The organism is Halomonas garicola (genome assembly GCF_031935715.1).
Lineage (GTDB): Bacteria > Pseudomonadota > Gammaproteobacteria > Pseudomonadales > Halomonadaceae > Vreelandella > Vreelandella garicola.
Genome location: NZ_JASSZF010000012.1, coordinates 25,267 through 48,019, shown reverse-complemented (window position 1 = coordinate 48,019; position 22,753 = coordinate 25,267). Strand labels below are relative to the sequence as shown.

General features: G+C 66.7%; 19 protein-coding genes. 7 read left to right on the top strand and 12 right to left on the bottom strand.

The annotated features are described in order from the left end of the window. Positions 1-37: 37 nt before the first annotated feature. Positions 38-925: an RNase adapter RapZ gene (rapZ, locus tag RS027_RS06250; RefSeq protein ID WP_311955066.1), complete on the top strand. Its 888-nt coding sequence runs from the start codon at positions 38-40 to the stop codon at positions 923-925. Between the two features lie 50 nt (positions 926-975). Continuing rightward, positions 976-1,245, top strand: a complete 270-nt coding sequence (locus RS027_RS06245; RefSeq protein ID WP_311955064.1) for an HPr family phosphocarrier protein — start codon at positions 976-978, stop codon at positions 1,243-1,245. On the opposite strand, the gene pmbA is transcribed toward RS027_RS06245, so the two are convergent. Beyond that, positions 1,242-2,582, bottom strand: coding sequence for a metalloprotease PmbA (pmbA, locus tag RS027_RS06240; protein WP_311955062.1), 1,341 nt, complete (start codon positions 2,580-2,582; stop codon positions 1,242-1,244). The genes RS027_RS06245 and pmbA overlap by 4 nt on opposite strands. Before the next feature lie 41 nt (positions 2,583-2,623). On the opposite strand from pmbA, the gene yjgA reads away from it, so the two are divergent. Further along, positions 2,624-3,154, top strand: a complete 531-nt coding sequence (yjgA, locus tag RS027_RS06235) for a ribosome biogenesis factor YjgA (protein ID WP_311955061.1) — start codon at positions 2,624-2,626, stop codon at positions 3,152-3,154. Here yjgA and tldD read toward each other — a convergent pair. The 7 genes from tldD to RS027_RS06200 are packed head-to-tail and all read right to left on the bottom strand — an operon-like array spanning position 3,145 to position 13,051. After that, positions 3,145-4,584, bottom strand: a complete 1,440-nt coding sequence (tldD, locus tag RS027_RS06230) for a metalloprotease TldD (RefSeq protein WP_311955058.1) — start codon at positions 4,582-4,584, stop codon at positions 3,145-3,147. The two genes, yjgA and tldD, sit on opposite strands and share 10 nt — an antisense overlap. After that, on the bottom strand, positions 4,581-8,453 hold the full coding sequence (locus RS027_RS06225; RefSeq protein WP_311955057.1) for a YhdP family phospholipid transporter: 3,873 nt from the start codon (positions 8,451-8,453) through the stop codon (positions 4,581-4,583). The genes tldD and RS027_RS06225 overlap by 4 nt, the downstream gene beginning before the upstream one ends. 3 nt (positions 8,454-8,456) lie before the next feature. Next, positions 8,457-9,920, bottom strand: a complete 1,464-nt coding sequence (gene rng, locus RS027_RS06220) for a ribonuclease G (protein WP_311955056.1) — start codon at positions 9,918-9,920, stop codon at positions 8,457-8,459. A 49-nt stretch (positions 9,921-9,969) separates the two neighbouring features. Beyond that, the gene (locus tag RS027_RS06215) at positions 9,970-10,563 is read right to left on the bottom strand and encodes a Maf family protein (RefSeq protein ID WP_311955055.1); all 594 of its coding nucleotides are present in this window, start codon (positions 10,561-10,563) and stop codon (positions 9,970-9,972) included. After that, positions 10,560-11,048 carry a rod shape-determining protein MreD gene (mreD, locus tag RS027_RS06210; RefSeq protein WP_311955053.1) on the bottom strand — a complete coding sequence of 163 codons (489 nt, stop codon included), beginning with the start codon at positions 11,046-11,048 and terminating at the stop codon, positions 10,560-10,562. Before mreD ends, RS027_RS06215 begins: the two co-directional genes overlap by 4 nt. Continuing rightward, the gene (gene mreC / locus RS027_RS06205) at positions 11,048-11,989 is read right to left on the bottom strand and encodes a rod shape-determining protein MreC (protein WP_311955051.1); all 942 of its coding nucleotides are present in this window, start codon (positions 11,987-11,989) and stop codon (positions 11,048-11,050) included. The genes mreD and mreC overlap by 1 nt, the downstream gene beginning before the upstream one ends. Before the next feature lie 24 nt (positions 11,990-12,013). Then, entirely contained in the window at positions 12,014-13,051 is a 1,038-nt protein-coding gene (locus RS027_RS06200) for a rod shape-determining protein (protein WP_311885449.1), read from the bottom strand. Between the two features lie 175 nt (positions 13,052-13,226). Here RS027_RS06200 and gatC point away from each other — a divergent pair, with 175 nt between their 5' ends. The 3 genes from gatC (at position 13,227) to gatB (ending at position 16,531) form a co-directional block, all read left to right on the top strand. Continuing rightward, positions 13,227-13,514, top strand: coding sequence for an Asp-tRNA(Asn)/Glu-tRNA(Gln) amidotransferase subunit GatC (gene gatC / locus RS027_RS06195; protein ID WP_311955050.1), 288 nt, complete (start codon positions 13,227-13,229; stop codon positions 13,512-13,514). A gap of 63 nt (positions 13,515-13,577) precedes the next feature. Beyond that, positions 13,578-15,062 carry an Asp-tRNA(Asn)/Glu-tRNA(Gln) amidotransferase subunit GatA gene (gene gatA, locus RS027_RS06190; RefSeq protein ID WP_311955049.1) on the top strand — a complete coding sequence of 495 codons (1,485 nt, stop codon included), beginning with the start codon at positions 13,578-13,580 and terminating at the stop codon, positions 15,060-15,062. Beyond that, positions 15,062-16,531 carry an Asp-tRNA(Asn)/Glu-tRNA(Gln) amidotransferase subunit GatB gene (gatB, locus tag RS027_RS06185; protein ID WP_311955048.1) on the top strand — a complete coding sequence of 490 codons (1,470 nt, stop codon included), beginning with the start codon at positions 15,062-15,064 and terminating at the stop codon, positions 16,529-16,531. The genes gatA and gatB overlap by 1 nt, the downstream gene beginning before the upstream one ends. A gap of 6 nt (positions 16,532-16,537) precedes the next feature. On the opposite strand, the gene sixA is transcribed toward gatB, so the two are convergent. From sixA to RS027_RS06165, 4 genes are all read right to left on the bottom strand, one after another. After that, entirely contained in the window at positions 16,538-17,002 is a 465-nt protein-coding gene (sixA, locus tag RS027_RS06180; protein WP_311955047.1) for a phosphohistidine phosphatase SixA, read from the bottom strand. After that, a complete protein-coding gene (locus RS027_RS06175; protein WP_311955046.1) occupies positions 16,999-18,081 on the bottom strand; it encodes an NAD(P)H-dependent glycerol-3-phosphate dehydrogenase in 1,083 nt (360 codons plus the stop codon). The genes sixA and RS027_RS06175 overlap by 4 nt, the downstream gene beginning before the upstream one ends. A 111-nt stretch (positions 18,082-18,192) precedes the next feature. After that, on the bottom strand, positions 18,193-20,097 hold the full coding sequence (htpG, locus tag RS027_RS06170) for a molecular chaperone HtpG (RefSeq protein WP_311955045.1): 1,905 nt from the start codon (positions 20,095-20,097) through the stop codon (positions 18,193-18,195). 119 nt (positions 20,098-20,216) lie between these two features. Further along, positions 20,217-20,534 (bottom strand): YkvA family protein, encoded by a 318-nt coding sequence (locus RS027_RS06165; protein WP_311955044.1) that lies wholly within the window; start codon positions 20,532-20,534, stop codon positions 20,217-20,219. A gap of 226 nt (positions 20,535-20,760) precedes the next feature. Here RS027_RS06165 and RS027_RS06160 point away from each other — a divergent pair, with 226 nt between their 5' ends. Next, a complete protein-coding gene (locus RS027_RS06160) occupies positions 20,761-22,740 on the top strand; it encodes a transglycosylase SLT domain-containing protein (protein ID WP_311955043.1) in 1,980 nt (659 codons plus the stop codon). The last annotated feature ends 13 nt before the right edge of the window (positions 22,741-22,753 follow it).

Sequence of the window (22,753 nt, the reverse complement as noted above, 5' to 3'; positions counted from 1 at the left end):
CTACCGGCGGGAGCCGCTCGATACCACGAGAGACGCCATGCAACTGGTCATCATCAGCGGTCGTTCCGGCTCGGGCAAGTCCATTGCCCTGCAAGCGCTGGAAGACCTGGGCTATTACGCCATCGATAATCTGCCGGCCATGCTGCTGGGCTCGCTGGTGGACGAGCTGCGCGACCAGGCCGGGTGCACCCACCTGGCGGTCAGCATCGATGCGCGCAACCTCCCCGGTGCCCTGGCGCTGCTGCCGGGCCTGCTCGAAGGCCTGCGCACCCGGGACATCGGCTTTAACGTGGTCTACCTGACCACCGACGCGCGCATCCTGCTGGAGCGCTACTCCGCCACCCGCCGCCGCCATCCGCTCACCCGAGACACGGACATGACCCTGGAAGAGGCCATCGCCAAGGAAGAAGAGACCCTGAGCGACGTGCGCGACCTGGCCGACCTGACCATCGACACCTCCCGGCTCTCGGTTCACGACCTGCGCCGGCGCATTGCCGACCAGGTAGCCCACCGCCAGCCGGGCAAGCTGACCCTGACCGTGGAATCCTTCGGCTACAAGCGCGGCGTGCCGCTTGACGCCGACCTGGTGTTCGACGTCCGCTGCCTGCCCAACCCCTACTGGGATCCGGCGCTACGTGGCCTTAACGGCCGCGACCCCGACATCGAGGCGTTTTTGCGCGGCTATCCGATGGTTGGCGCCATGTGCGAAGACATCCGCAGCTGGCTTGAGCGCTGGCTGCCGGCCTATCAAAACAGCCAGCGCAGCTACATCACCGTGGCCATCGGCTGTACCGGCGGTCAGCACCGCTCGGTGTATCTGGTCGAACAGCTGGGCCGGCTGCTGCTCGACGCCCGGGACGACATCCACGTGCGCCACCGCGAGCTGTCGGTACAGTACACCCGCTCGGCCGGGGATCAGTCATAGCGAATCACCCATCAGCACGAGAACATCAGCAATAAACAAAAGGACACCGCGTGCCCTGCAAAACCCTGACCCTGACCAACCGCCGCGGGCTCCACGCCCGCGCGGCCACCCGGCTTGTTACCTGCTGCCAGCCGTTTGCGGCCAAGGTTCACGTTCACCGGGGCGAGCAGAAAGCCGACGCCCGCAACATCATGGCGCTGCTGATGCTGGCCGCCCCCTGCGGTACCGAGCTCACCGTGCATGCCGAGGGCGAGGATGCCAACCAGGCCCTCGACGCCGTCGAAGCGCTGTTTGACGCCCGCTTCGACGAGGATCGCTAGTTGCCGGCTATGGTCATATTGTCGATCAGCCAGCTTCCGGTATGGATGCTGCCCCGGGTATCCAGGTCGTCACCGAGCCCCGCGAGGTTGGCAAACATCTGCTCGAGATTGCCGGCAACGGTGAACTCCTCGATGGGGTACTGCACCTCGCCGTTTTCCACCCAGAAGCCGCTGGCGCCCCGAGAATAGTCCCCGGTCACGCCGTTGACGCCCTGCCCCATGAGCTCGGTCACCCAGACGCCGCGGTCCATCCTTTTCAGCAGCGCATCAATCGGCTCGAGCGGCGCGTCAAGGCGCAGGTTGCGCGCACCGCCGGCGTTGCCGGTGGTCTCCATGGAAAGCCGCCGGGCGCTGTAGGCCGAGAGCATGTAGCTTGCGACCTTTCCCCGGTCGATAAAGCGGTTGTTGCGCGTCTGCACGCCGTCGCCGTCAAACGGCGAGCTGGCCGTGGCGCCGCGCTCCATGGGGCGCTCCTCCAGGCTGAACCACTCCGGAAACAGCGGCTTGCCCAGGCTATCACAGAGAAACGACGCCTGGCGGTACAGCGCGCCGCCGGCCAGCGCGCCCATCAGGTGCCCAACCAGCCCGCCGGCCTGGGACGGGTCAAACAGCACCGGGAAAGTGCCGGTCGCCGGACGGCGGGCGCCCAGCCGGCGCAGGGTTTTCCGCGCCGCTTCGCGTCCGACTTCCCCCGGGTCGCGCAGGTCAGCGGGGTTGCGCGCGGTGGTGTAGTCAAAGTCGCGCTGCATGCCGTTTTCGTCTTCGGCGATGAGCAGGCACGAAAGCCCGTGACGGCTGCCTTTCTGAGTGCCGACAAAGCCGTGGCTGTTGGCATAGACGCGCACGCCTTCGCCGGTGGAGAGCGTCGCCCCTTCGGACTGGGTAATGCCCTCGACTTCGCGGCCGGCCCGCTCGCTCTCAAGGGCCAGCTCGATCGCCTGCTCGGTAGAAAGCGCCCAGGGATAATGCACCCCCATATCGGGAATCTCGCTTGCCATGAGCGAGGCGTCGGCAAGCCCCGACGCCGGATCTTCGCCGGTGTAGCGGGCGATCGCCAGCGCCTTTTCCACCGCGGCGCGGATGGAGTCCTCGCCGGCATCGGTGGATGAGGCGCTGCCCTTGCGCTGCCCCACGTAGACCGTCACGGCAACGCCCTGGTCCCGGGAGAGCTCCACGGTTTCCACGTCGCCCAAGCGCACGCTGATCTCCACGCCCTGATCGACGCTGGCGCCGACCTCTGCGGCGTCAGCCCCGAGCTCCTTGGCCAGCGCCAACGCCTGCTCCGCGCGGGATGCCAGCACCGTCTGCTGCGCCTCGGCATCAAATGCCTGTGCCATAATGGCCTCCTGTTTATCTATCACCGTTAACGAGTGGACCCATGTCTAAAAAACATGCCGACCCGGCAAGCGAAACGCCCAGCGAGCGCCCCAGCAAAACCCAGCTGAAACGCGAAATGCACGAGCTGCAGGCGCTGGGCGAAACCCTGATCGCCATGAAGCCCGCCGAGCGCGCCCGCTTTGCGCTGTCCGACGATCTGCAGCACGCCATCGACGAAACCGCGCGGATCCCTTCCCGGGAGGCCCGCCGACGGCACATGCAGTACGTCGGCAAGCTCATGCGCAAGGAAGACCTGCCCGCCATCCGCGCCGAATTTGACGCCATGGAGCAGGAGCGGGTCCAGCGCGACCAGGCCTTTCACCGCCTGGAAAAATGGCGCGACCGCCTGATCGACGAAGGCGACGACGCCGTGGACGGCTTTCTTCGGGAATATCCCGACGCCGACCGCCAGACCCTGCGCCAGCTGATCCGCAATGCCCGGCGCGAACGCGAGCAGCAAAAGCCGCCGTCAAGCGCGCGCAAGCTGTTCAAGCACCTGCGCGAAAGCGCCGCGCTCAAGGCTCAGGACTGAGTCCCGCCCACGGTCAGCTCGTCGAGCTTCAGGGTGGGCTGGCCCACGCCGACCGGCACGCCCTGGCCTTCCTTGCCGCACACGCCGATGCCGCTGTCCAGCGCCATGTCGTGGCCGATCATCGACACCTGACCCATGGCCTCGGGGCCGTTGCCGATCAGCGTGGCGCCCTTCACCGGCGCGGTGATCGCGCCGTCCTCGATGAGGTAGGCTTCACTTGCGGAGAACACGAACTTGCCCGAAGTGATATCCACCTGGCCGCCGCCGAAGCTCACCGCGTAAAGGCCGCGCCGGACACTTTTGATGATGTCGTCGGGCTCGTCCTTGCCGGCCATCATCAGCGTATTGGTCATCCGCGGCATGGGCATATGGGCGTAGGATTCGCGCCGGGCGTTGCCGGTGGGCACCATGCCCATTAGGCGGGCGTTGAGCTTGTCCTGCATGTATCCGGTGAGAATGCCGTCCTCGATCAGCGGCGTGCGCTGCCCCGGCGTGCCCTCGTCGTCCACGCTGAGCGAGCCGCGGCGGTCGGCCAAGGTAGCATCGTCGACCACGGTGACGCCTTTTGACGCCACCCGCTGACCCATCTTGCCGGCAAACGCCGAGCTGCCCTTGCGGTTGAAGTCGCCTTCCAGCCCGTGGCCCACGGCCTCGTGGAGCAGAATGCCCGGCCAGCCAGCGCCCAGCACCACCGGCATCTGCCCGGCCGGGGCGTCTACCGCCTCGAGGTTGACCAGCGCCTGGCGTACGGCTTCTTTAGCGTAGCGCTCGGCCACGCCGGCATCGCGCAGCGCGCCCATGGAGAAACGCCCGCCGCCGCCGGCGCTTCCGCGCTCGCGGCGCCCGCCGCTGGTCGCAATGACGCTGACGTTAAAGCGCACCAGCGGGCGGATATCCGCGGCCAGGGTGCCGTCGCTTGCGCGCACCAGCACCACTTCATAGGTGCCGGAGAGCGACGCGCTGACCTGGTTCACCCGGGGGTCGGCGGCCCGGGCCACGCGATCGGCCAGCTTGAGCATGGCCACCTTGTCATCGGCGCCAAGATCATTCAGCGGGTCAATGCCCGGGTAGCACAGCGCGGCGCTAACCGGGCCGGCCGCCTGGCCGTGGCGCTGGGTGCCGCTGCGCACGATGCCCGAGGCGGTCTTGCCGGTATCCACCAGCGCCTCGGCGGTAATCTGGTTGGAGTAGGCAAAGCCGGTTTTTTCGCCGGCAAGCGAGCGCACGCCGACGCCGCCGTCAATGTTGTAGCTGGCTTCCTTGACCTCGCCGTCTTCCAGCATCCAGCCCTCCTGCCACTGGCGCTGGAAATACAGGTCGGCGTAGTCGATACCCGGGCCCATGGCGTGGGCAAGCCCGGTGTCCAGGCTGTCCAGATCGAGCCCGCCGGGTGTCAGTAATATCGAAGCTGCCTGATCAAGCTGCGTCATTGGGTACCTTCCAGTATGATGTCCGGCGAAGCCCAGGGGCCTTCCAGCCGGTAATGAATCGTTGTGGCGCGCTCGAGGGCATCGCCGAACAGCGTGTGCGCCACGAACAGCGCGCCGCCTACCACCGGCGCACCGGCGACAAAGGCAGCAATGGGGAGACTTTGGCTGATGGGCAGTGTGACGCCCAGACGCTGATCGAGTTCACGCTGCAGCAAATCCACGCTGCCGGTGAGCCGCATGCTCGTCGCCGGCGCGTCAATGGTCAAGGGGCCGCGCAGGCGCAGCACCCCGCCGGCCACGTCGGCCTTGCCCTTGACGCGGTTGAACGCGGTGCCCTTGCCGGTCACGTCGGAAAAGTCCAGTCGCAGCCGGCGCAGGATATTTTCAAAGTTGAGCAGGCCCACCAGCCGCGCCGACGGCGAATCCAGAGTGAGAAAGCGGCCGTCGCGGATATCCGTGGAAAGGCTGCCCCCGGCCCGGCTCAGGGCAAACTGCCAGGGGGCGCCGGGCCACTCAAGCGAGGCGGCCACGCGGGTGCTTTTGCTGCGTATGGCCAGCGGCTGGTCAAGCCGGGCAAAGGCCGTGCCCAGGTCGCCGCCGTCAAGCGTCAGGTCTGCCCGGGTTTGGCTCGAGTGATCGCTGCCCTGCCAGACCAGCTCGCCGCGCGCCGACAGCTCGCCAAGCGTCAGCCCCACCGGCGCCAGCGTGAAATGATGCCGGCCGGCCTGCCAATAGGCGGTCAGCGGGCCAAAGCGCTTGTTGCCCAGGACGATATCGGCGACCCGCAGGCGGCCGGCGGGCAGCTCGGTGAGCCAGTCAGGCATCGCCGCCGGCGCCGGCACCCGAGTTTCGACCGCCTCCATCCAGCTGCCGGGCGCAGGGGCAACGCTGTCCCCTGAGATCTTGTCCGGGGATGAAAGCCCCAGCAGCCGGTCAACCATCAGCTGGTCCACGGTAATATCTATCGGCTCTGCGTCGCCCGGGCGATAGCGCAGATTTCCGGCGAGCACGCTGCCGTCCAGCGCCAGATCCACGCCGCCGCCGGCCAGGCGCTGGCCGGTAGCCGTGACGCTACCCAAACACTCACCGTTATACTTCACGCAGGGGGTCTCAAGCGACAGCGTCAGCGGCCCGCCGGCGGTCAGGCCGCCGGCGCCCTTGCCCGCGTCATCCGCGCGGGAGGAAAGCGCCGACCCCAGCTCGCGCCACGCCAAAGGCTCCACTTCCTGTGCCCCGACAGCGATGCGCCAGCCGCTCTGCGACGGCCAGCGAGGCAGCCGAGCGGCCCGGGTACCGAGATTGAGTTGGCCCGCAAGCTCGCCGTCGACCCCGCGTGCGCGCAGCGTGGCCATGCGGCCAAGCCGGCTTTCCACGCGCCCGGCGCCAAGATCGGCATCCAGGGTCCACGGCAGGCGCGCACCGGCCGCTTTGGCAAAGGGCGCGGGCAGTTTGATGCCAATGCCTTCAAGCCCGCTTTGCAGATGCAGCGTCGGCGTATCGCCCAGCTTGATCGCCCCCTGCCAGCGCGCGCTGCCACCCACCAGTTTCGCTGCCGCCTCCGGCGCTAAATCCGCGGCACCCAGCAGTTCGGCGACGTTGACACTGCCGTCCAGGGCGACATTTCCCGGGGTAAAGTCCGCGCGGATATCGCCGCCGGGCAAATCCGCCTGCGCCTCGCCCAGCAGGTCGCCTTCGCGGCCGCGCTGGCGCCAGGTGATATCGCCCTCCAGCTGGCTCAGGCCGGTCCCGATAGGCGCGTAGGCCAGCCGCTCAAAGCGCGGCTTAACGTGCACGTCCAGGGCCAGCGACTCGGGGTCGTCAAGATCGAGGCGGATATCCAGCTCGCCCCGGGCATCGCCCCGGGCGCGGACGTCTTCCAGCAGACTTTCGGCCTCAAGCGCCGGCGCGGCGAGGAAAAACGCCCTGAGCGCGTCCGCCTCGGCCGCCAGATCGCCCGTTATGCCCAGCTCCCCGCTCGCCACGTCGAGCTCGACCTCGCCGTCCGTGGCGCGTACGCCGTGGCTCTCTGCCCGGGCGACACTTGCCTCAAGGCGCTCGCGGTCGAGCTCGAGCCGGCCCTCGACGTCGCTAAGCGTCGGCCAGCCCTCGGCGATGGGCAGCGCCCCCTGGGTAATGTCCAGCGCCAGGGTGGTTTCGATGTCGTCGGCACTCGTATTTTCACCCAGCGGCGCGGTGATTTGCAGCGACCCCTGCTCCACCCGGCCGCTGACGCCGTCGGCCAGCCACTCCTTGAGGTCATCGCCCAGCACCTTAACCGGCAGCCACGCCATCAGCGGCGTATTCACGGCGTCGACGTCCGTAAAGGCAAGGTCCAGCCCCATCTGCTGACGCTCGCCGCCGTTTGCCAGGCCGAACTCCCCGGTCACCCGGGCGCCGTTCCACACTACCTCCAGCTGGCGGCCGCTGATCAGCGTACTCGGGCCGTCGTGCACCCACTGCACCTGGCCCTTGGCGTGGCCAAGCTCCATGGGCTGGTCGAACACCTGGGGAAAGTACAGCGAGGTATCGTCTCCGCCGGCAAACGTCACCCGGCCGCGCTGATCCCGAGCCCTGACCCAGGCATCCAGCGGCCCGCCCCCGGGCGCCTCGTCCCAGGGCGACACGACGAGGTCGTGGAGGGCCGCATCGACCCGCCACTCGCCGCCTTGCTGGCCTACCTGGAGGCCGCTTACCGTGCCCTCCGGCGCCAGCGCCGCCAGCGGGCGCGTGAGCGACTCGGGCAGCACCACGTAGTCGCTCCAGGCCGCCAGCGAGTCCAGCTCAAAGGCGCTGGTGCGCAGCTCCCAGTCGCTTTGCTGATGGGTCAACTGCCAGTGTCTGGGTAGCGTCGGCGCCTTGCTGCCCGACGTCGCCACGCGCTCGGCATCGGCCACGTCGCCGCTCAGCCAGGCATTGCCGCCGTCGCCGTCCCGGCGCCACTGGCCAAGCGCTTCCAATCCCTTGAGCACCACCTGCTTGTCGGCCTGGGTAAGCTTAAGCTCGGGCAGGTTGAACTGCAGGCGAACGTCTTCCAGCCGGCCCGCCTGCCAGCGCCCCCAAAACGTTGACTCCCCGCCGGAGAGCGCAAGCTGAGGGGCAAAGTCCGGGCGCACCAGCTCGGCAAGCGCCGACAGCTGCTCCAGCTGCATATCCAGCTGCAGGGCGGCGGAGTAGTCCTTGAGCCCCGCGCTTCCCGGGCGCACGTCGGCCTTGAGGCTCGCCGCGGGCAGGTCGGTCGGCGCCTCGGATAGCAGCGACGATGCCACCGCCACCTCCCCAGCCATGCGGATGCGCTTGTCGCTGCCGCTCAGCACCAGCCGGGGGGCGTGCACGGTGGCGCTGCCGTCATTGCCGTGCATCAGCAGCCGGGTATCGGTAATCTGCAGGCGCTGATGGAGTACCAGCCGCGTCCAGGCGTCAACGGTGTCGAGGTCAACCTCGGTATCCGGGGCTAAATAAAGCGGCAGCGTCGCCGGTTCGGGCCAGCCCCAGCCGGCGCCTTCGCCGCGATACAGGTGCAGGGAAAAGCCTTCCATCCGCGTCTGGCGAAAGACCGGCGCCAGCGCCCGAAGCGAGCGCCCGACGTCCAGCCGCAGGCGCAGCGCCCCCAGGGAGAAGAGCGGGGCGTCGGGGAGTTCGGCCTCTACGCCGCGCAGGTCCAGGCGCAGGCCGTCGCGCTCCACGGCAAGCGACAGCGATTCGATGTTCACCGGCGCGCCGAAGTGCGACTGCAAAAAAGCTTCCAGGTGCGGAGTCAGCGCATCGGCCTGGCTTGCCAGCAGGCGCAGTACCAGCAGCAGCACGGCCAGCGTGCCCAGGCACCAGGCCAGCACCAGCAGGCAGCCTTTTCGCAGCGTGGGCAGGGTCATGGGCTACATCAGCACGATGTCGTACTGCTCTTGTGAATAGTGCTGCTCGACCTGGAAGCGAATGGGCTTGTCGATAAAGGCTTCCAGATCGGCTACCGAGGTGGACTCCTCGTCCAGCAGCCGGTCAACCACCGACTGAGCGGCCAGCACCATGTAGGTTTCGGCGTTGTACGCCCTCTCTTCGCGGAGGATCTCGCGAAAAATCTCGTAGCACACCGTTTCCGGCGTCTTGAGCATGCCCCGGCCCTCGCAGGTGGGGCAGGCTTCGCACAGCGTCTGGGCCAGGCTTTCCCGGGTGCGCTTGCGCGTCACCTGCACCAGACCCAGCTCGGTGACCCCGGTGCAGCGGGTTTTAGCATGGTCGCGCTCCAGGGCTTTTTCCAGCAGGCGCAGCACCTGGCGCTGGTGCTCAGCGTCTTCCATGTCGATAAAATCGATGATGATGATGCCGCCCAGGTTGCGCAGCCGCAGCTGGCGGGCAATGGAAGTGGCCGCCTCGAGGTTGGTCTTGAAGATGGTTTCTTCGAGGTTGCGGTGGCCGACAAAGCCACCGGTGTTAACGTCGATGGTGGTCATCGCCTCGGTGGGGTCAATGACCAGGTAGCCCCCGGACTTGAGCTGCACCCGGCGGCTGAGCGCCTTCTGAATCTCATCCTCCACGCTGTAAAGGTCAAACAGCGGGCGCTCGCCGGGATAGTATTCGATGCGCTCGATGGCCGTGGGCATAAACTCCCGGGCAAACTCTTTAAGCCGGGTAAAGTTTTCCCGGGAGTCGATGCGCACCTTCTCGATATCGTCGCGCATGACGTCGCGCAGGGTACGAATGAACAGCGGCAGGTCGTCGTAGATCACCGTCGGCGGCGCGGCGGTGATCTTGCGCTCGCCGACCTTCTGCCACAGGCGCAGCAGAAAGTGGATGTCGCTTGCCAGCTCCTCTTCGCCCACGCTTTCCGCGGCGGTGCGCACTATAAAGCCACCGCCGGCTTCCAGCGGCTGGCCGGCCACGGTGCGGTCCAGCAGCTGGCGAAGACGCTCGCGCTCGCGCTCGTCCTCGATGCGCTGGGAGACGCCGTGGTGCGGCGAGTCCGGCATGTAGACCAGGTAGCGCGAGGGAATCGACAGGTGGGTGGTCAGCCGCGCGCCCTTGGTGCCGATGGGGTCCTTGGTGACCTGCACCACCAGCGCCTGGCCCTCGTGCAACAGCTGACCGATGGACAGCTGCTCGTCGGCGGGCGTGCCCGCGGGCATGACCTCGTGGGCATGAATGAACGCCGCGCGCGCAAGGCCGATGTCGACAAAGGCCGCCTGCATGCCGGGCAGCACGCGCACGACCCTGCCCTTGTAAATGTTGCCCACGATCCCCCGCCGGCACGAGCGTTCGATCAGCGCTTCCTGAAGCACCCCGTTTTCCACCAGCGCCACGCGGGTTTCCATGGGCGTTAAATTGATCAGAACTTCACCACTCATGCAGCCTTCCTTAATGTCGTTGCCGCCACCCGGGGGTTCACGTTCAAAGTTACGGCAAAGCGCCGTGCCAAAGGGCCACGCCCTGCCGGCGCAGCATTGCTGCCGTTTCGTATAGCGGAAGCCCCACCACCGCCGAGTAGCTGCCGTGAATCTCGCTGACAAAGGCGCTGGCGAGCCCCTGGATGGCATAGCCGCCGGCCTTGCCGGCGGGCTCGCCGGTGCGCCAGTAGGCGGCGATTTCCTCGGGGGCAATCTCGCGAAGCGCCACTCTGGTGGCAACGCAGGCGCTTAGCATGCCTTCCGGGCCGTCTACGGCAACGGCGGTGAGCACCCGGTGTTCGCGGCCGGCCAGAGCCGCGAGCATGGCAGCGGCGTGTTCGGCGTCCCGGGGCTTGCCAAGCACGGCGTCGTCAAGGACCACGGCGGTATCCGACCCAAGCGTAGGCAGTGTACTCAATTTCGCCGCCGCCCGGGCCTTATCCCGGGCCAGACGAAGGACGTAGGCGTCCGGCGCCTCGTCCGACCGCGGCGTTTCGTCAACGTCGCACGGCCGCACCCGCACCGGCACGCCTAGCGCTGCCAGCAGCTCCCGGCGGCGCGGCGACGCCGACGCCAGGCACAGCACGGCCTCGGCATGGCTCATGGATTCCCCCGGCGGCCTTCCAGGGCGCGCAGCAGAGTAGCAAGCCAGGGCCACAGCAGGGCGCTTGACAGCGCCGGCAGCAAAAACGCCAGGTGGATGGAAGAGTCGCCCCACAGGGTTCTAACCCACTGCTCCAGCAGCTGCACGATCCCCAGCAGCACCAGCACCAGCACCGCCTGCTGCAAAAGCGAATAGCGGCGAAAGCGCGGGTAGACCAGCGCGCATAAAAACCCCAGCAGCGAAAACACCAGCGCGCTCTGCCCCAGCACGTGGCCCTGGATCAAATCCAGCAGCAGGCCGAGAACAAAGCCGTGGAGCACGCCCACGCGCCCTGGAGCGCGCATGCAGCCGTAAATCAGCATCAGGCCCAGCCAGTCCGGGCGGTACATCTGCCAGCCTTCCGCCAGCGGCATCACCTGCAGGCACAGCGCCAGCAGCAGGGCTAGCCAAACGGCGGGAAGCGGTACGCCGGAAACTCGCGCCATCAGGGACTCCTCGGGGCATCTGCGGCCCGCAGCGCGGCCGCCACCCGCTGGGCGCTGCCAAAGGCCACGTCGCTGATCGAAAGGCTGTCGCCCCAGGGCGTTTGCGCCTCGCGCTTCGGCGGCGGAAACAGCACCAGAAAGTGGCGCGAGCGCTCGAGCTTGGCCAGCGGGCGCGCCGTCACCTGGGCAAACGGCCGGCCGGGATCGTGGTAGACCTCGGTGACCCGCGCCACCGGGTAGCCGCCGGGAAAGCGGCCGGCAAGGCCCGAGGTGGTCAGCAGGTCACCTTCGCGAATATCGGCGGTATCGGGCACGTGCAGCACCTTGACCGTGCCGTAGCGCCCGGTGCCCTGAACGATAAAGCGCAGGCCGTTGCGGTTGACCTGCACCGGCAGCGCGTGGCTGGCGTCGGCCAGCAGGATGACCCGGCTGGAATACGCCGATACTGAGGTCACCTGGCCGACCAGGCCGGAGGCATCGATCACCGGCTGGCCCACGTAGGCGCCGTTGCGCCGCCCGCGGTCGATCACCATGCGGTGGCTGAACGGGTCATTGTCCAGCGAAATGAGCTCGGCGGTGATGTAGCCGATATCGCGCTTTTGCGCCGCCTTGAGAATATCGCGCAGCTCGGCGTTTTCCGCCTGGAGGCTGTCCATGCGCTGGGCGCGGTGGGACAGCGTGAGCATTTTTTCGCGTAGCCGGCGGTTTTCATCCACCAGCGCCTGCTGCTCGGTAAACGCGATCGTGCCCCAGCTCAGCAGATCACTGGGCAGGCTAACCACCCACTGAACGGGCGCCACTACGGTGGAAAGCTGGGCGCGCAGGGTTTCCATGCGCGTGAAGTTCTGGTCGGCAAACATAAGGACGCCTGCCGCCAGTACGCAAAAAAACAGCCGGTAGCCGGGCAGATGCCCGGGGGAAAACAGCGGTTTAATAAGCAACCCTCCGCACAGCCGTCGGCGCGGCTAGTCGCTCGACAGCAGCTCGAAGGTATGCTGATCGATCATTTCCAGCGCCTTGCCGCCGCCCCGGGCCACGCAGGACTGCGGGTCTTCGGCGATGATTACCGGCAGGCCGGTTTCTTCGGCAATCAGCTTGTCCAGGTCGCGCAGCATGGCGCCGCCGCCGGTCAGCACCAGGCCGTGCTCGGCGATGTCCGAGGCAAGCTCCGGCGGCGACTGCTCAAGCGCGCTCTTGATCGCCGAGACAATGGCCACCAGGGTATCCTGGAGCGCGTCGAGGATCTCGTGGGAGTTGAGCGTAAAGCTGCGCGGCACGCCTTCGGCCAGATTGCGGCCGCGAACGTCGATTTCGCGCTGCTCGCTGCCGGGATAGGCGCAGCCGATCTCCTCCTTGATGCGCTCGGCGGTCGCCTCGCCAATCAGGCTGCCGTAGTAGCGGCGCACGTGGCCGGTAATCGCCTCGTCGAAGCGGTCGCCGCCCACGCGGATGGACTCGGAGTAGACCACGCCGTTAAGCGAAATAATCGCGATCTCGGTGGTGCCGCCGCCGACGTCCACCACCATCGAGCCCTGAGCTTCCTCGATGGGCAGCCCGGCGCCGATGGCGGCCGCCATGGGCTCTTCGATGAGAAACACCTCCCGAGCGCCGGCGCCTTCGGCCGACTCGCGGATGGCGCGGCGCTCGACCTGGGTCGACATGCAGGGAACGCAGACCAGCACGCGCGGACTCGGCGTCAAGAACGTACTTTGATGAACCTTGCGAATGAAGTGCTGGAGCATCTGCTCGGTGACGGTAAAATCGGCAATCACGCCGTCCTTCATCGGACGAATCGCGGTAATATTGCCGGGCGTACGCCCCAGCATGCGCTTGGCGTCGGTGCCCACTGAGGCAACGCTGCGCATGGTGCCGGACTGGCGGATGGCGACAACGGAAGGTTCGTCAAGGACGATGCCGCGCCCGCGTACATAAATCAGTGTGTTGGCCGTACCCAGGTCGATCGATAGATCGCTGGAAAACAGCCCCCTCAAACGTTTGAACATGAATGTTATTACCTAGTGCTGGCCGGGAACCCTGTGCGGGGGCAAACGGTATCACCGCATCCGCACGGCGGCAACAGCGCAGCGCACCACCACTGCCCGCAAGCGCCAGGATATGCTACCTTCTGCGCCACTTCGCCTACCCTATTTCACCCTGTTTTGATGAGGACATTTGATCATGGCGCTCGAACAGACCCATGTGCGCCGGGCGGCCCATCTGGCCCGGCTCGACGTAAGCGACGCGCAAGCCCTGGGCTTTGTTGACGACCTGAACCGGATTCTGGAGATGGTCGACCAGCTGCAGGGCGTTGACACCGACGGCGTCGCCCCGCTGATGCACCCTCTCGATGCCACCCAGCGGCTGCGCGCCGATGACGTCACCGAAGGGAACGAGCGCGAGCGTTTTCAGCGCCTGGCCCCGGCCACCGAAGACGGCCTTTACCTGGTACCCCGGGTGGTGGAATAGCCGCAGCGCCGCACCGCCCCTTCTGTTATCCCGCTACTTATTCCTCAACGGAGCCTGTGGGCCATGTCTGACCGCACTGCTGACGACACTTTTGATCACACCGTTACCTCGCTTGCCGCCGCGCTGCAAAAAGGCGACGCCTCCAGCCGCGAGCTGACCACCGACTACCTCAAGCGCATCGAGCGCGCCGAGCCGACGCTCAACAGCTTCATCAGCGTCACCGCCGAGCAGGCGCTGGCCGCCGCCGACGACGCTGACCGGGCCCGGACCGACGGCCGCGCCGGCTTTCTCACCGGCGTGCCGCTGTCGCTCAAGGACAATTTCTGTGTCCGCGACGTCAAGGCCACCAACGGCTCGAAAATGCTGGATAACTTCGTCGCCCCCTACAGCGCCACGGTGGCGGAAAAGCTCGACGCCGCCGGCTGCGTAAGCCTTGGCAAGACCAACATGGACGAATTCGCCATGGGCTCGTCCAACGAGTCGAGCTACTACGGCGCGGTAAAAAACCCCTGGGACCTCTCCGCCGTACCCGGCGGCTCATCCGGGGGCAGCGCCGCCGCCGTGGCGGCGGGCCTGGCGCCGGCCTCCATGGGTAGCGACACCGGCGGCTCGATCCGCCAGCCCGCCGCGTTCTGCGGCATTACCGGGCTCAAGCCCACCTACGGGCGCGTGTCGCGCTACGGCATCATCGCCTACGCCTCGAGCCTGGACCAGGCCGGGCCCATGGCGCGCACCGCCGAAGACTGCGCCCACCTGCTCGGCGCCATCGCCGGCCACGACCTGCGCGACTCCACCAGCGCTGCGCGCTGCGTGCCCGACTACGCCGCCGAGCTCGACGCGCCCCTCGCCGGGCTCAAGATCGGCCTGCCCAAAGAATACTTCGGCGACGGCCTGGACCCGGCGGTGGAAAGCGCGGTGCGCGAGGCGGTCAAGGTGTACGAATCTCTGGGCGCTACCGTGCGCGACGTCAGCCTGCCCCACACCCGCTACGCCACCTCGGCCTACTACGTCATCGCCCCGGCGGAGGCGTCGTCGAACCTGGCGCGGTTTGACGGCGTGCGCTTCGGCCACCGCTGCGACCACCCCGAAGACCTGATCGATCTCTACCAGCGCTCCCGGGCCGAAGGCTTCGGCGAAGAGGTCAAGCGGCGCATTCTCATCGGCACGCACACCCTGTCCGAGGGCTTCTTCGACGCCTACTACACCAAGGCGCAGAAGGTCCGCCGGCTCATTCGCCAGGATTTTCTCGACGCCTTTGACCAGGTCGACGTGCTCATGGGGCCGACCTCGCCGACGCCGGCGTTCGACCTCGGCGCGCAGAAAGACCCGGTGTCGATGTATCTGCAGGACATCTACACCATCGCCGTCAACCTCGCCGGCATCCCCGGCATCAGCGTGCCCGCCGGCTTCTCCGGTGGCCGCCCGGTGGGGCTGCAGATCCTCGGCGCGCACTTCGCCGAAGCCCGGCTGCTGAATGTCGCCCACCAGTTCCAGCAGGCCACCGACTGGCACCAACAACGTCCCGCTTTCGCCAAGGAGATCGCCTGATGCAATGGGAAACCGTGATTGGGCTTGAGGTCCACGTCCAGCTCGCCACACGCTCGAAGATTTTCTCCGGCGCCTCCACCGCCTTCGGCGCCGAGGCCAATACCCAGGCCAGCGCCGTGGATCTGGGAATGCCCGGCACCCTGCCGGTGGTGAACGAGCAGGCGGTGGCCATGGCCGTGCAGTTTGGCCTCGGCGTCAACGCCGAGATCGCCGAAACGTCCGTGTTTGACCGCAAGAACTACTTCTACGCCGACCTGCCCAAGGGCTACCAGACCAGCCAGATGTATTACCCCATCGTCGGGCCCGGGGAGCTTGACATCCGCCTGGACAACGACGTCACCCGGCGCATCCGCATTCACCACGCGCACCTGGAAGAAGACGCCGGCAAGTCGCTCCACGAAAGCTTTACCGACGACGGCGGCCGGGAAATGACCGGCATCGACCTGAACCGCGCCGGCACGCCGCTTCTGGAAATCGTCTCCGAGCCGGACATGCGCTCGGCCAAAGAGGCCTCGGCCTATCTTCGGGCGATCCATTCCATCGTCACCTACCTGGGCATTTCCGACGGCAACATGGCCGAGGGCTCCATGCGCTGCGACGTCAACGTCTCGGTGCGCCCCAAGGGCCAGGCCGAATTTGGCACCCGGGCGGAGATCAAGAACGTCAACTCCTTCCGCTTTGTCGAGCACGCCATCGCCTTTGAGGTCGAGCGCCAGATCGAGCTCATCGAGGACGGCGGCGAGGTGGTCCAGGAAACCCGCCTGTTTGATCCGGACCGCGACGAAACCCGCAGCATGCGCACCAAGGAGGAAGCCAACGACTACCGCTACTTCCCCTGCCCGGACCTGTTGCCCATCGTGCTGGATCAGGCCTACATCGATCATCTGCGCGACGCTCTGCCGGAGCTTCCCGCCGCCAAGCGCGAGCGCTTTGAGGATGAGCTTGGGCTCTCGGCCTACGACGCCTCGGTGATCGCCGCCAGCCGCGACATGGCCGACTACTTTGAAGAGGCCATGAACGTCTGCGGCGACGCCAAGCAGGCGGCCAACTGGGTGCAGGGCGAGCTTTCCGCGGCGCTCAAGCGCGAGCACCTGGAGGTGGGCGAGAGCCCGGTGAGCGCCCGCCAGCTGGGCGAGCTTATTGCCCGGGTCAAGGACGACACCATCAGCGGCAAGGCCGCCAAGCAGGTGTTCCAGGCGCTGTGGGACGGCCAGGGCGATAGCGCCGACGCCGTTATCGAGGCCAAGGGCTTAAAACAGGTCACCGATACCGGCGCCATCGAGGCGATGATCGACGACGTCATTGCCCAGAGCCCCAAACAGGTGGCCCAGTACGTCGAGGCCGAACCCGACAAGCGCGGCAAGATGATCGGCTACTTTGTCGGCCAGGTGATGAAGGCTTCGCGCGGCACGGCCAATCCTCAGCAGGTCAATCAGTTGCTCAAGGAAAAGCTCGACGCGCTGGTATAAAAGCCCCTAAGGCGCGGTAAAGCTTGTAAGCCGGGCGCAGCCGGCGGCCCAGACGTCGGCCTCGAGTTCGGCTATGTCCGCCGTGGGAAACGCCCGGCCCTGGTCTTCGCGGCCGTCGACCAAAAGCCCGGTCAGTCCGCCGACCAGCGGCATATGGCTGACCACCAGCAGGTTACCCGGCTGGTTGACCAGCCAGTCGCAAAACGCCTGGGGCGAATCCTCCGGGGTAATCCCGGAGAGCGTTTCCACGGCCACGCCCAGGGCGTCGCCCATGACGGCGGCGGTTTGCCGGGCGCGAAGGTAGGGGCTGGTCACGATCCGCGTGACCGCCGTGCCGTCCGCCTGACAGCGCTCGGCCAGCCGGCTTGCCATGAGGCTTGCCTGCTGTTCGCCGTCGGCCGTCAACGGCCGGGCGCTGTCCGGCGAGCCGTCAGCGGCCTCGCCGTGGCGCATGATCCAGAGATAACTCATTGCGGGTCTCCTGTTGTCTGGCTGTTCGGGGTATCCCGGTGGGCCTTTTGCACCTCGGCCCGGGGCAGCACAAATTCCACGTCGCTACTCTGCTCGCCGGTCATCAGGCCGCTGGCCATCTGCTTGGCCGGCACGCCCTGGAACAGCACGCGCTCAAGCCCTTCGGCCAGCGGCATGTAGACGCCGATTTCAGAGGCCTTGGCGCACACAAGCTTCACGGTGTTGACCCCTTCGGCTACCTGGCCCAGGGCATCCACCGCCTGCTTGAGGGTGCGGCCTTCGCCCATGGCATAGCCCACGCGGTAGTTGCGCGATAGGCTCGAGGAGCAGGTCACGATCAAATCGCCGACGCCGGAAAGCCCCAGAAAGGTCATGGGGTTGGCGCCCTGGGCCACGGCAAAGCGGCTCATTTCCGCCAGCGCCCGGGTCATCAGCATGCTGCGGGTGTTTTCGCCCATACCGAGGGCGGCCGCCATGCCCGCGGCAATGGCGTAGATATTCTTCAGCGCCCCGCCCAGCTCCACGCCGTGGCGGTCGCTGCTGGCGTAGACGCGAAAATACCCGCAGCTCAGCACCTGCTGCACCCGGGTCCGGGTCTCGGCGTCGGCGCTTGCCACCACCGTGGCGGTGAGCTGCTTGTCGGCGATCTCCGAGGCCAGGTTGGGCCCGGCAATGACGCCGATGTGGGCAAAGCCGGTCTCCTGCTCCAGCACCTGGCTCATGAGCATGAAACTATCGGACTCGATGCCCTTGGTGGTGCTCACCAGGATCTGCTCGGGGCGCAGCCACTGGCGCGCCGCCTGCACCACCTGGCGAAAGGCCTTGGAGGGAATCGCGATCAGCACAAGCTCGACGCCCTCAAGCACCGCCTGCATGTCGGTAGAGGCGTGCACCGCCTCGTTTATGGCATAGTCGGGCAGGTAGCGCCCGTTGCGGTGTTCGCGGTTGATCTGCTCGACCAGCGCGGCGTCTCGCATCCACTGGCGCACCTGGGCGCCGTTGTCCGCGGCGATGCTGGAAAGCGCGGTGCCGAAGCTGCCGCCGCCCAGCACCGCGACCTTGATCTGCTGTTCCGCCATATTAGGGTGTCCTGCCGAAATGGTGATAACTCAATACTTTAGCAAATGCGCCGGCAAAACAAACGGCCCGCCAGGCAAGCCTGACGGGCCGTGGCGCGCGTCGCGGGCGGTTTAGGCGGTCAATACGCCGTTCAGCCGCTTGACATAGGCCGCCGGGTCTTCCAGATGGCCGCCTTCGGCGATGATCGCCTGATCCAGCAGAATGTGGGCCAGATCGCTGAAGCTGGCTTCGTCAGCGCCTTCCAGGCGATTCACCAGCGCGTGCCCGGGGTTGAGCTCAAGAATCGGTTTGACCTCGGGCAGCGGCTGGCCGGCGGCTTCCATGATACGGCGCATCTGAAAGCCCATTTCGTGCTCGGGCAGCACCACGCAGGCCGGCGAGTCGGTCAGACGGTGGGTTACCTTGACTTCCTGAACGCTCTCGCCCAGCGCTTCCTGAACGCGCTTGACCAGGTCTTCCTTGTCCTTGGCGGTTTCTTCCTGGGCCTTTTTCTCTTCCTCGTCTTCGACATCGCCAAGATCCAGCTCGCCCTTGGCCACGTCGGTCAGGGTCTTGCCGTCAAACTCGGTGAGATGGCTCATTAGCCACTCGTCGATGCGATCGGAGAGCAGCAGCACCTCGATGCCCTTCTTGCGGAAGATTTCCAGATGCGGGCTGCTCTTCGCCGCGTTGAAGCCGTCGGCGACGATGTAGTAGATCTTCTGCTGGCCTTCCTTCATGCGCTCGACGTAGTCGGCAAGGGACTGGTCCTGAGTGGCGCTGTCGGTATGGGTGGACGAGAAGCGCAGCAGGCCGGCAATGTTTTCGCGATTGCCGGGATCTTCGCCCGGGCCTTCCTTGAGTACGCTGCCGAAGGTGTTCCAGAACGTCTGGTAGGTCTCGGTGTCCTTGGTCAGCTTTTTCAGCATGTCCAGGCTGCGCTTGGTCAGCGCGCTCTTGATCTTCTCGACCTGAGGGTCCTGCTGGAGAATCTCCCGGGACACGTTGAGCGACAGATCCCGCGTATCCAGCACGCCCTTGATGAAGCGCAGGTACAGCGGCAGGAACTGCTCGGCGTCGTCCATGATGAACACGCGCTGAACGTACAGCTTGACCCCGCGGGCACCGTCGCGCTCGTAAAGGTCGAACGGCGCGCGGCCGGGCACGAACAGCAGGCTAGTGTATTCGAGCTTGCCCTCGACCTTGTTGTGGCTCCAGGTCAGCGGATCGGAGAAGTCGTGGGATACGTGCTTGTAGAACGCCTTGTACTCGTCCGCGGTGATTTCGCTTTTGGGGCGCACCCAGAGCGCGGTGGCTTCGTTAACGGTTTCCCAGGTGGTGACTTCGCTGCCTTCGACGTCGTTGCCGTCATCGTCCTTGGCGGCTTCGGTCCTGGGCATTTTCACCGGCACTTCGATGTGGTCGGAGTACTTGCGCACCAGGTTCTGCAGGCGGGAGTCGTCGGCAAACTCCTTGGCGTCCTCTTTCAGCTGCAGGACGATTTCGGTGCCGTGAGCGTCGCGCTCAAGCTCGCCGATGGTGAACTCGCCCTCGCCCGCCGAACGCCACTCCACGCCTTCGGCCGCGGGAGCGCCGGCCTTGCGGGTGCGGACAGAGACCTCGTCGGCGACGATGAAGCTTGAGTAAAAGCCCACCCCGAACTGGCCGATCAGGTTGGCATCCTTTTGCTGCTCGCCGGAAAGCTGCTGCAGGAACTCGGCGGTGCCGCTCTTGGCAATGGTGCCCAGATTGGCGATGACGTCGTCGCGGCTCATGCCGATGCCGTTGTCCCGCAGCGTAACGGTGCCGGCGTCGCTGTCGTGCTCGATCTCCACGCGCAGCTCGCTGTCGCCCTCGTACAGCGCGTCGTTGTCAAGGGCCGCGTAGCGCAGCTTGTCGCAGGCGTCGGCGGCGTTGGAAATCAGCTCGCGGAGGAAAATTTCGCGGTTGGAGTACAGCGAGTTGATCATCAGGTTCAGCAGCTGCTTGACTTCCGTCTGGAAACCCAGCGTTTCTTCCCTGGTTGCGGTGGTCATTATTTCAGCCCTCGGGTCGTTGTCGTTTCCTACCGGCCGCGCAGAAGGCGATGGGCCCGCGCGGCATGAATATGGCGTGAACGAAATATGGGGCTTGGCCAGCCGTTTTCAAGACACCGTTAGCGCGAGCGGCCGTCCTGCCAGGCTCGGTACGCGTCCAGCTGCTCATCGACGCGCGCCAGCAGCCAGCTAACGATAACGGCATCGTCCAGCAGGCCAAACGGCAGGATGAAATCCGGAATCAGGTCAAACGGCATCACCAGGTAGCCGATGGCCCCTGCCATCAGCGCAAACGCCTTCCACGGCACCGGGCGATAGCGTCCGCCCATGACGTCGCGGGTCATGGGGAAAAACAGCCGCAGCCCGCGGGCTATGCGCGGCAGCGTCCAGGCCCGGGACTTGAGCCGGCGCCACCGTTGACGGGAGTACAGTGCCATATGCCACCTCCTGGCAGCTTATCGGCGGAGACCGGTCTATCGCACTCCGGCGCTTCTCACCGTATGATCGGGACAGCATTTCGGGCAGCATGTGCGGCTGTCCGTTCACATCTGTTCGTTACACATCCTTTGATAGTCAAACAGCCCTTGAGCTTCAAGCCTTTTCGCCCCGCTCTGCTGTGTTCACCCTGACCCGGATGTTTCATCCTGACGCGAGGAGTTCGTCATGCACGCTTTGCGACGCCGCTTTTATCATCGAGCCAAGACCGTGGGACTGGCCGGGGCGCTACTGCTGGGCAGCCTGCCACCGGCGGCGCTTGCCCTGTCTGACACGGCCATGCGCGACGCCCTGGCCGACGCTCGCGAGCAGCGCTGGGCCAGCATCAATGATAGCGCGGTTGCCGGGCATATACTGCACGGCTACGTCGACTATCACCGGCTGCGGGGGGCGCTACCCGAGGCCTCCCCCGGGCGGGTCAATGCCTTTATCACGGAGCACGAGGACTCGCCGCTGTCGGTCTGGATGCGCGGCCAGGCCATCAGCGCCTACGGCGAAGCCGAGCGCTTTGACGACCTGCTGGCCGTGGCCGACGACAAGCCGGCCGGGGCCGAACGCCAGTGCCACTATGCCACTGCCCTGCTGGAACAAAACCCGACCCGGGCCGAGGAGCTGGGCCGCGAGCTGTGGCTTGTGGGCCAGTCGCGCCCCACCGCCTGCGACGCGCTGTTCAACCGTCTGCAAAGCCGCGGAGTGATCGACGCCGACGACGTATGGGACCGCGCCATGCTCGCCTGGGAAGCCAAGCAGACCCGCTTGATGGACTACCTGCTGGATCAGCTGGATGAGCGCTGGCACACCGCCGTCAGCACCGCGGAAAACACCCGCCGTGACCCCGAGAGCCTGAGCCTTGCGCCGGACTGCCTGGGGCCTGAGTGCGCCGCCACCGGCGGCTTTTATCGCGCCGCCATGGAACGCCTGACCCGCGGCGATACCGAGGCCGCCTTCGCCGCCTGGCAGGCCAAGGCCTCGCGCGTTAACCTCTCATCCGCCACCCGCCGCGCCATTGAAGAGGAGCTGGCGTTCTACGCCCTGGTGCGCGACACCCCCGGCACCCTTGACTGGGTCGACGGCGTGCTGCCCACCCTGGACAGCGAGCGGGTGCGGGAGCTCCGGGTCCGCCGGGCCCTGGCCGAGCGCGCCTGGGGAGACGTGCGCCACTGGGTCGGCCAAATGCCCGCCGAAGAGCGGGAAAACAGCCGCTGGCAGTACTGGCTGGCCCGGGCCGACGCCCAGCTGGGCGACGGCGGCGCCGCCCGCCGTCACTACCAGAACGCCGCCGAGGAGCGCGACTTTTACGGCTTCGCCGCCGCCGAGCGTCTGGATCAGCCCTACTCGTTCAACATGGCCCGCTACGGCTTTGACGAGGCCACCCGGGAGCGCATTGCCGCGCTGCCCGAAGTGCGCCGCACCGAGGCGCTGATTCGCATCGGCGAGCCGGGGCTTGCCACCAGCGAATGGCTCCACGCCGTGCGCCGGGCCACGCCCGAGCGCGCCCAGGCGCTTGCCGGCTACGCCGCGCAGCAGGCCGAGACAGGCCACGAAAGCTGGCCCGCCCGGCTGGTGCAAACCACCATTGCCGGCAAGATGTGGGACGCGCTGGAATGGCGCTTTCCCCACGCCTACCGCGACGCCTTCGAGCGCTTTGGCCGCCGCAACGACGTGGACCCCTACCTGCTGATGGCCATTGCCCGGCGGGAAAGCGCCTACAACCCCAAGGCGCGCTCCCCTGCCGGGGCACTGGGGCTGATGCAGCTGATGCCCGGTACCGCGAGCGACGTCAGCCGCTCGCTGGGGCTTGACGCGCCGGGCCGCTACGGCGTGCTCGACCCCGAGCTCAACGTCCGCCTGGGCAGCGCCTACTTCAGCGAAACGCTAAAGCGCTACCGGGGTAATCGCCTGGCGGCGACGGCGGCCTATAACGCCGGCCCCCGCCGGGTCGACCGCTGGCTGGGCGAGCACCGCGCCGAGGACTTCGACCTCTTCGTCGAGCGCATCCCCTTCCGCGAAACCCGCCACTACGTCCAGGCCGTGCTGACCTACCGGGCGATTTTCCAGCACCTGGCCCAGGGCGGCGATGCCGAGGGCGTATCGCTGCTGAGCGAAGCCGAGCGCAACACCCGCTACGATCGTTCGCTGATGCGCTGATGCCGGGCATCGG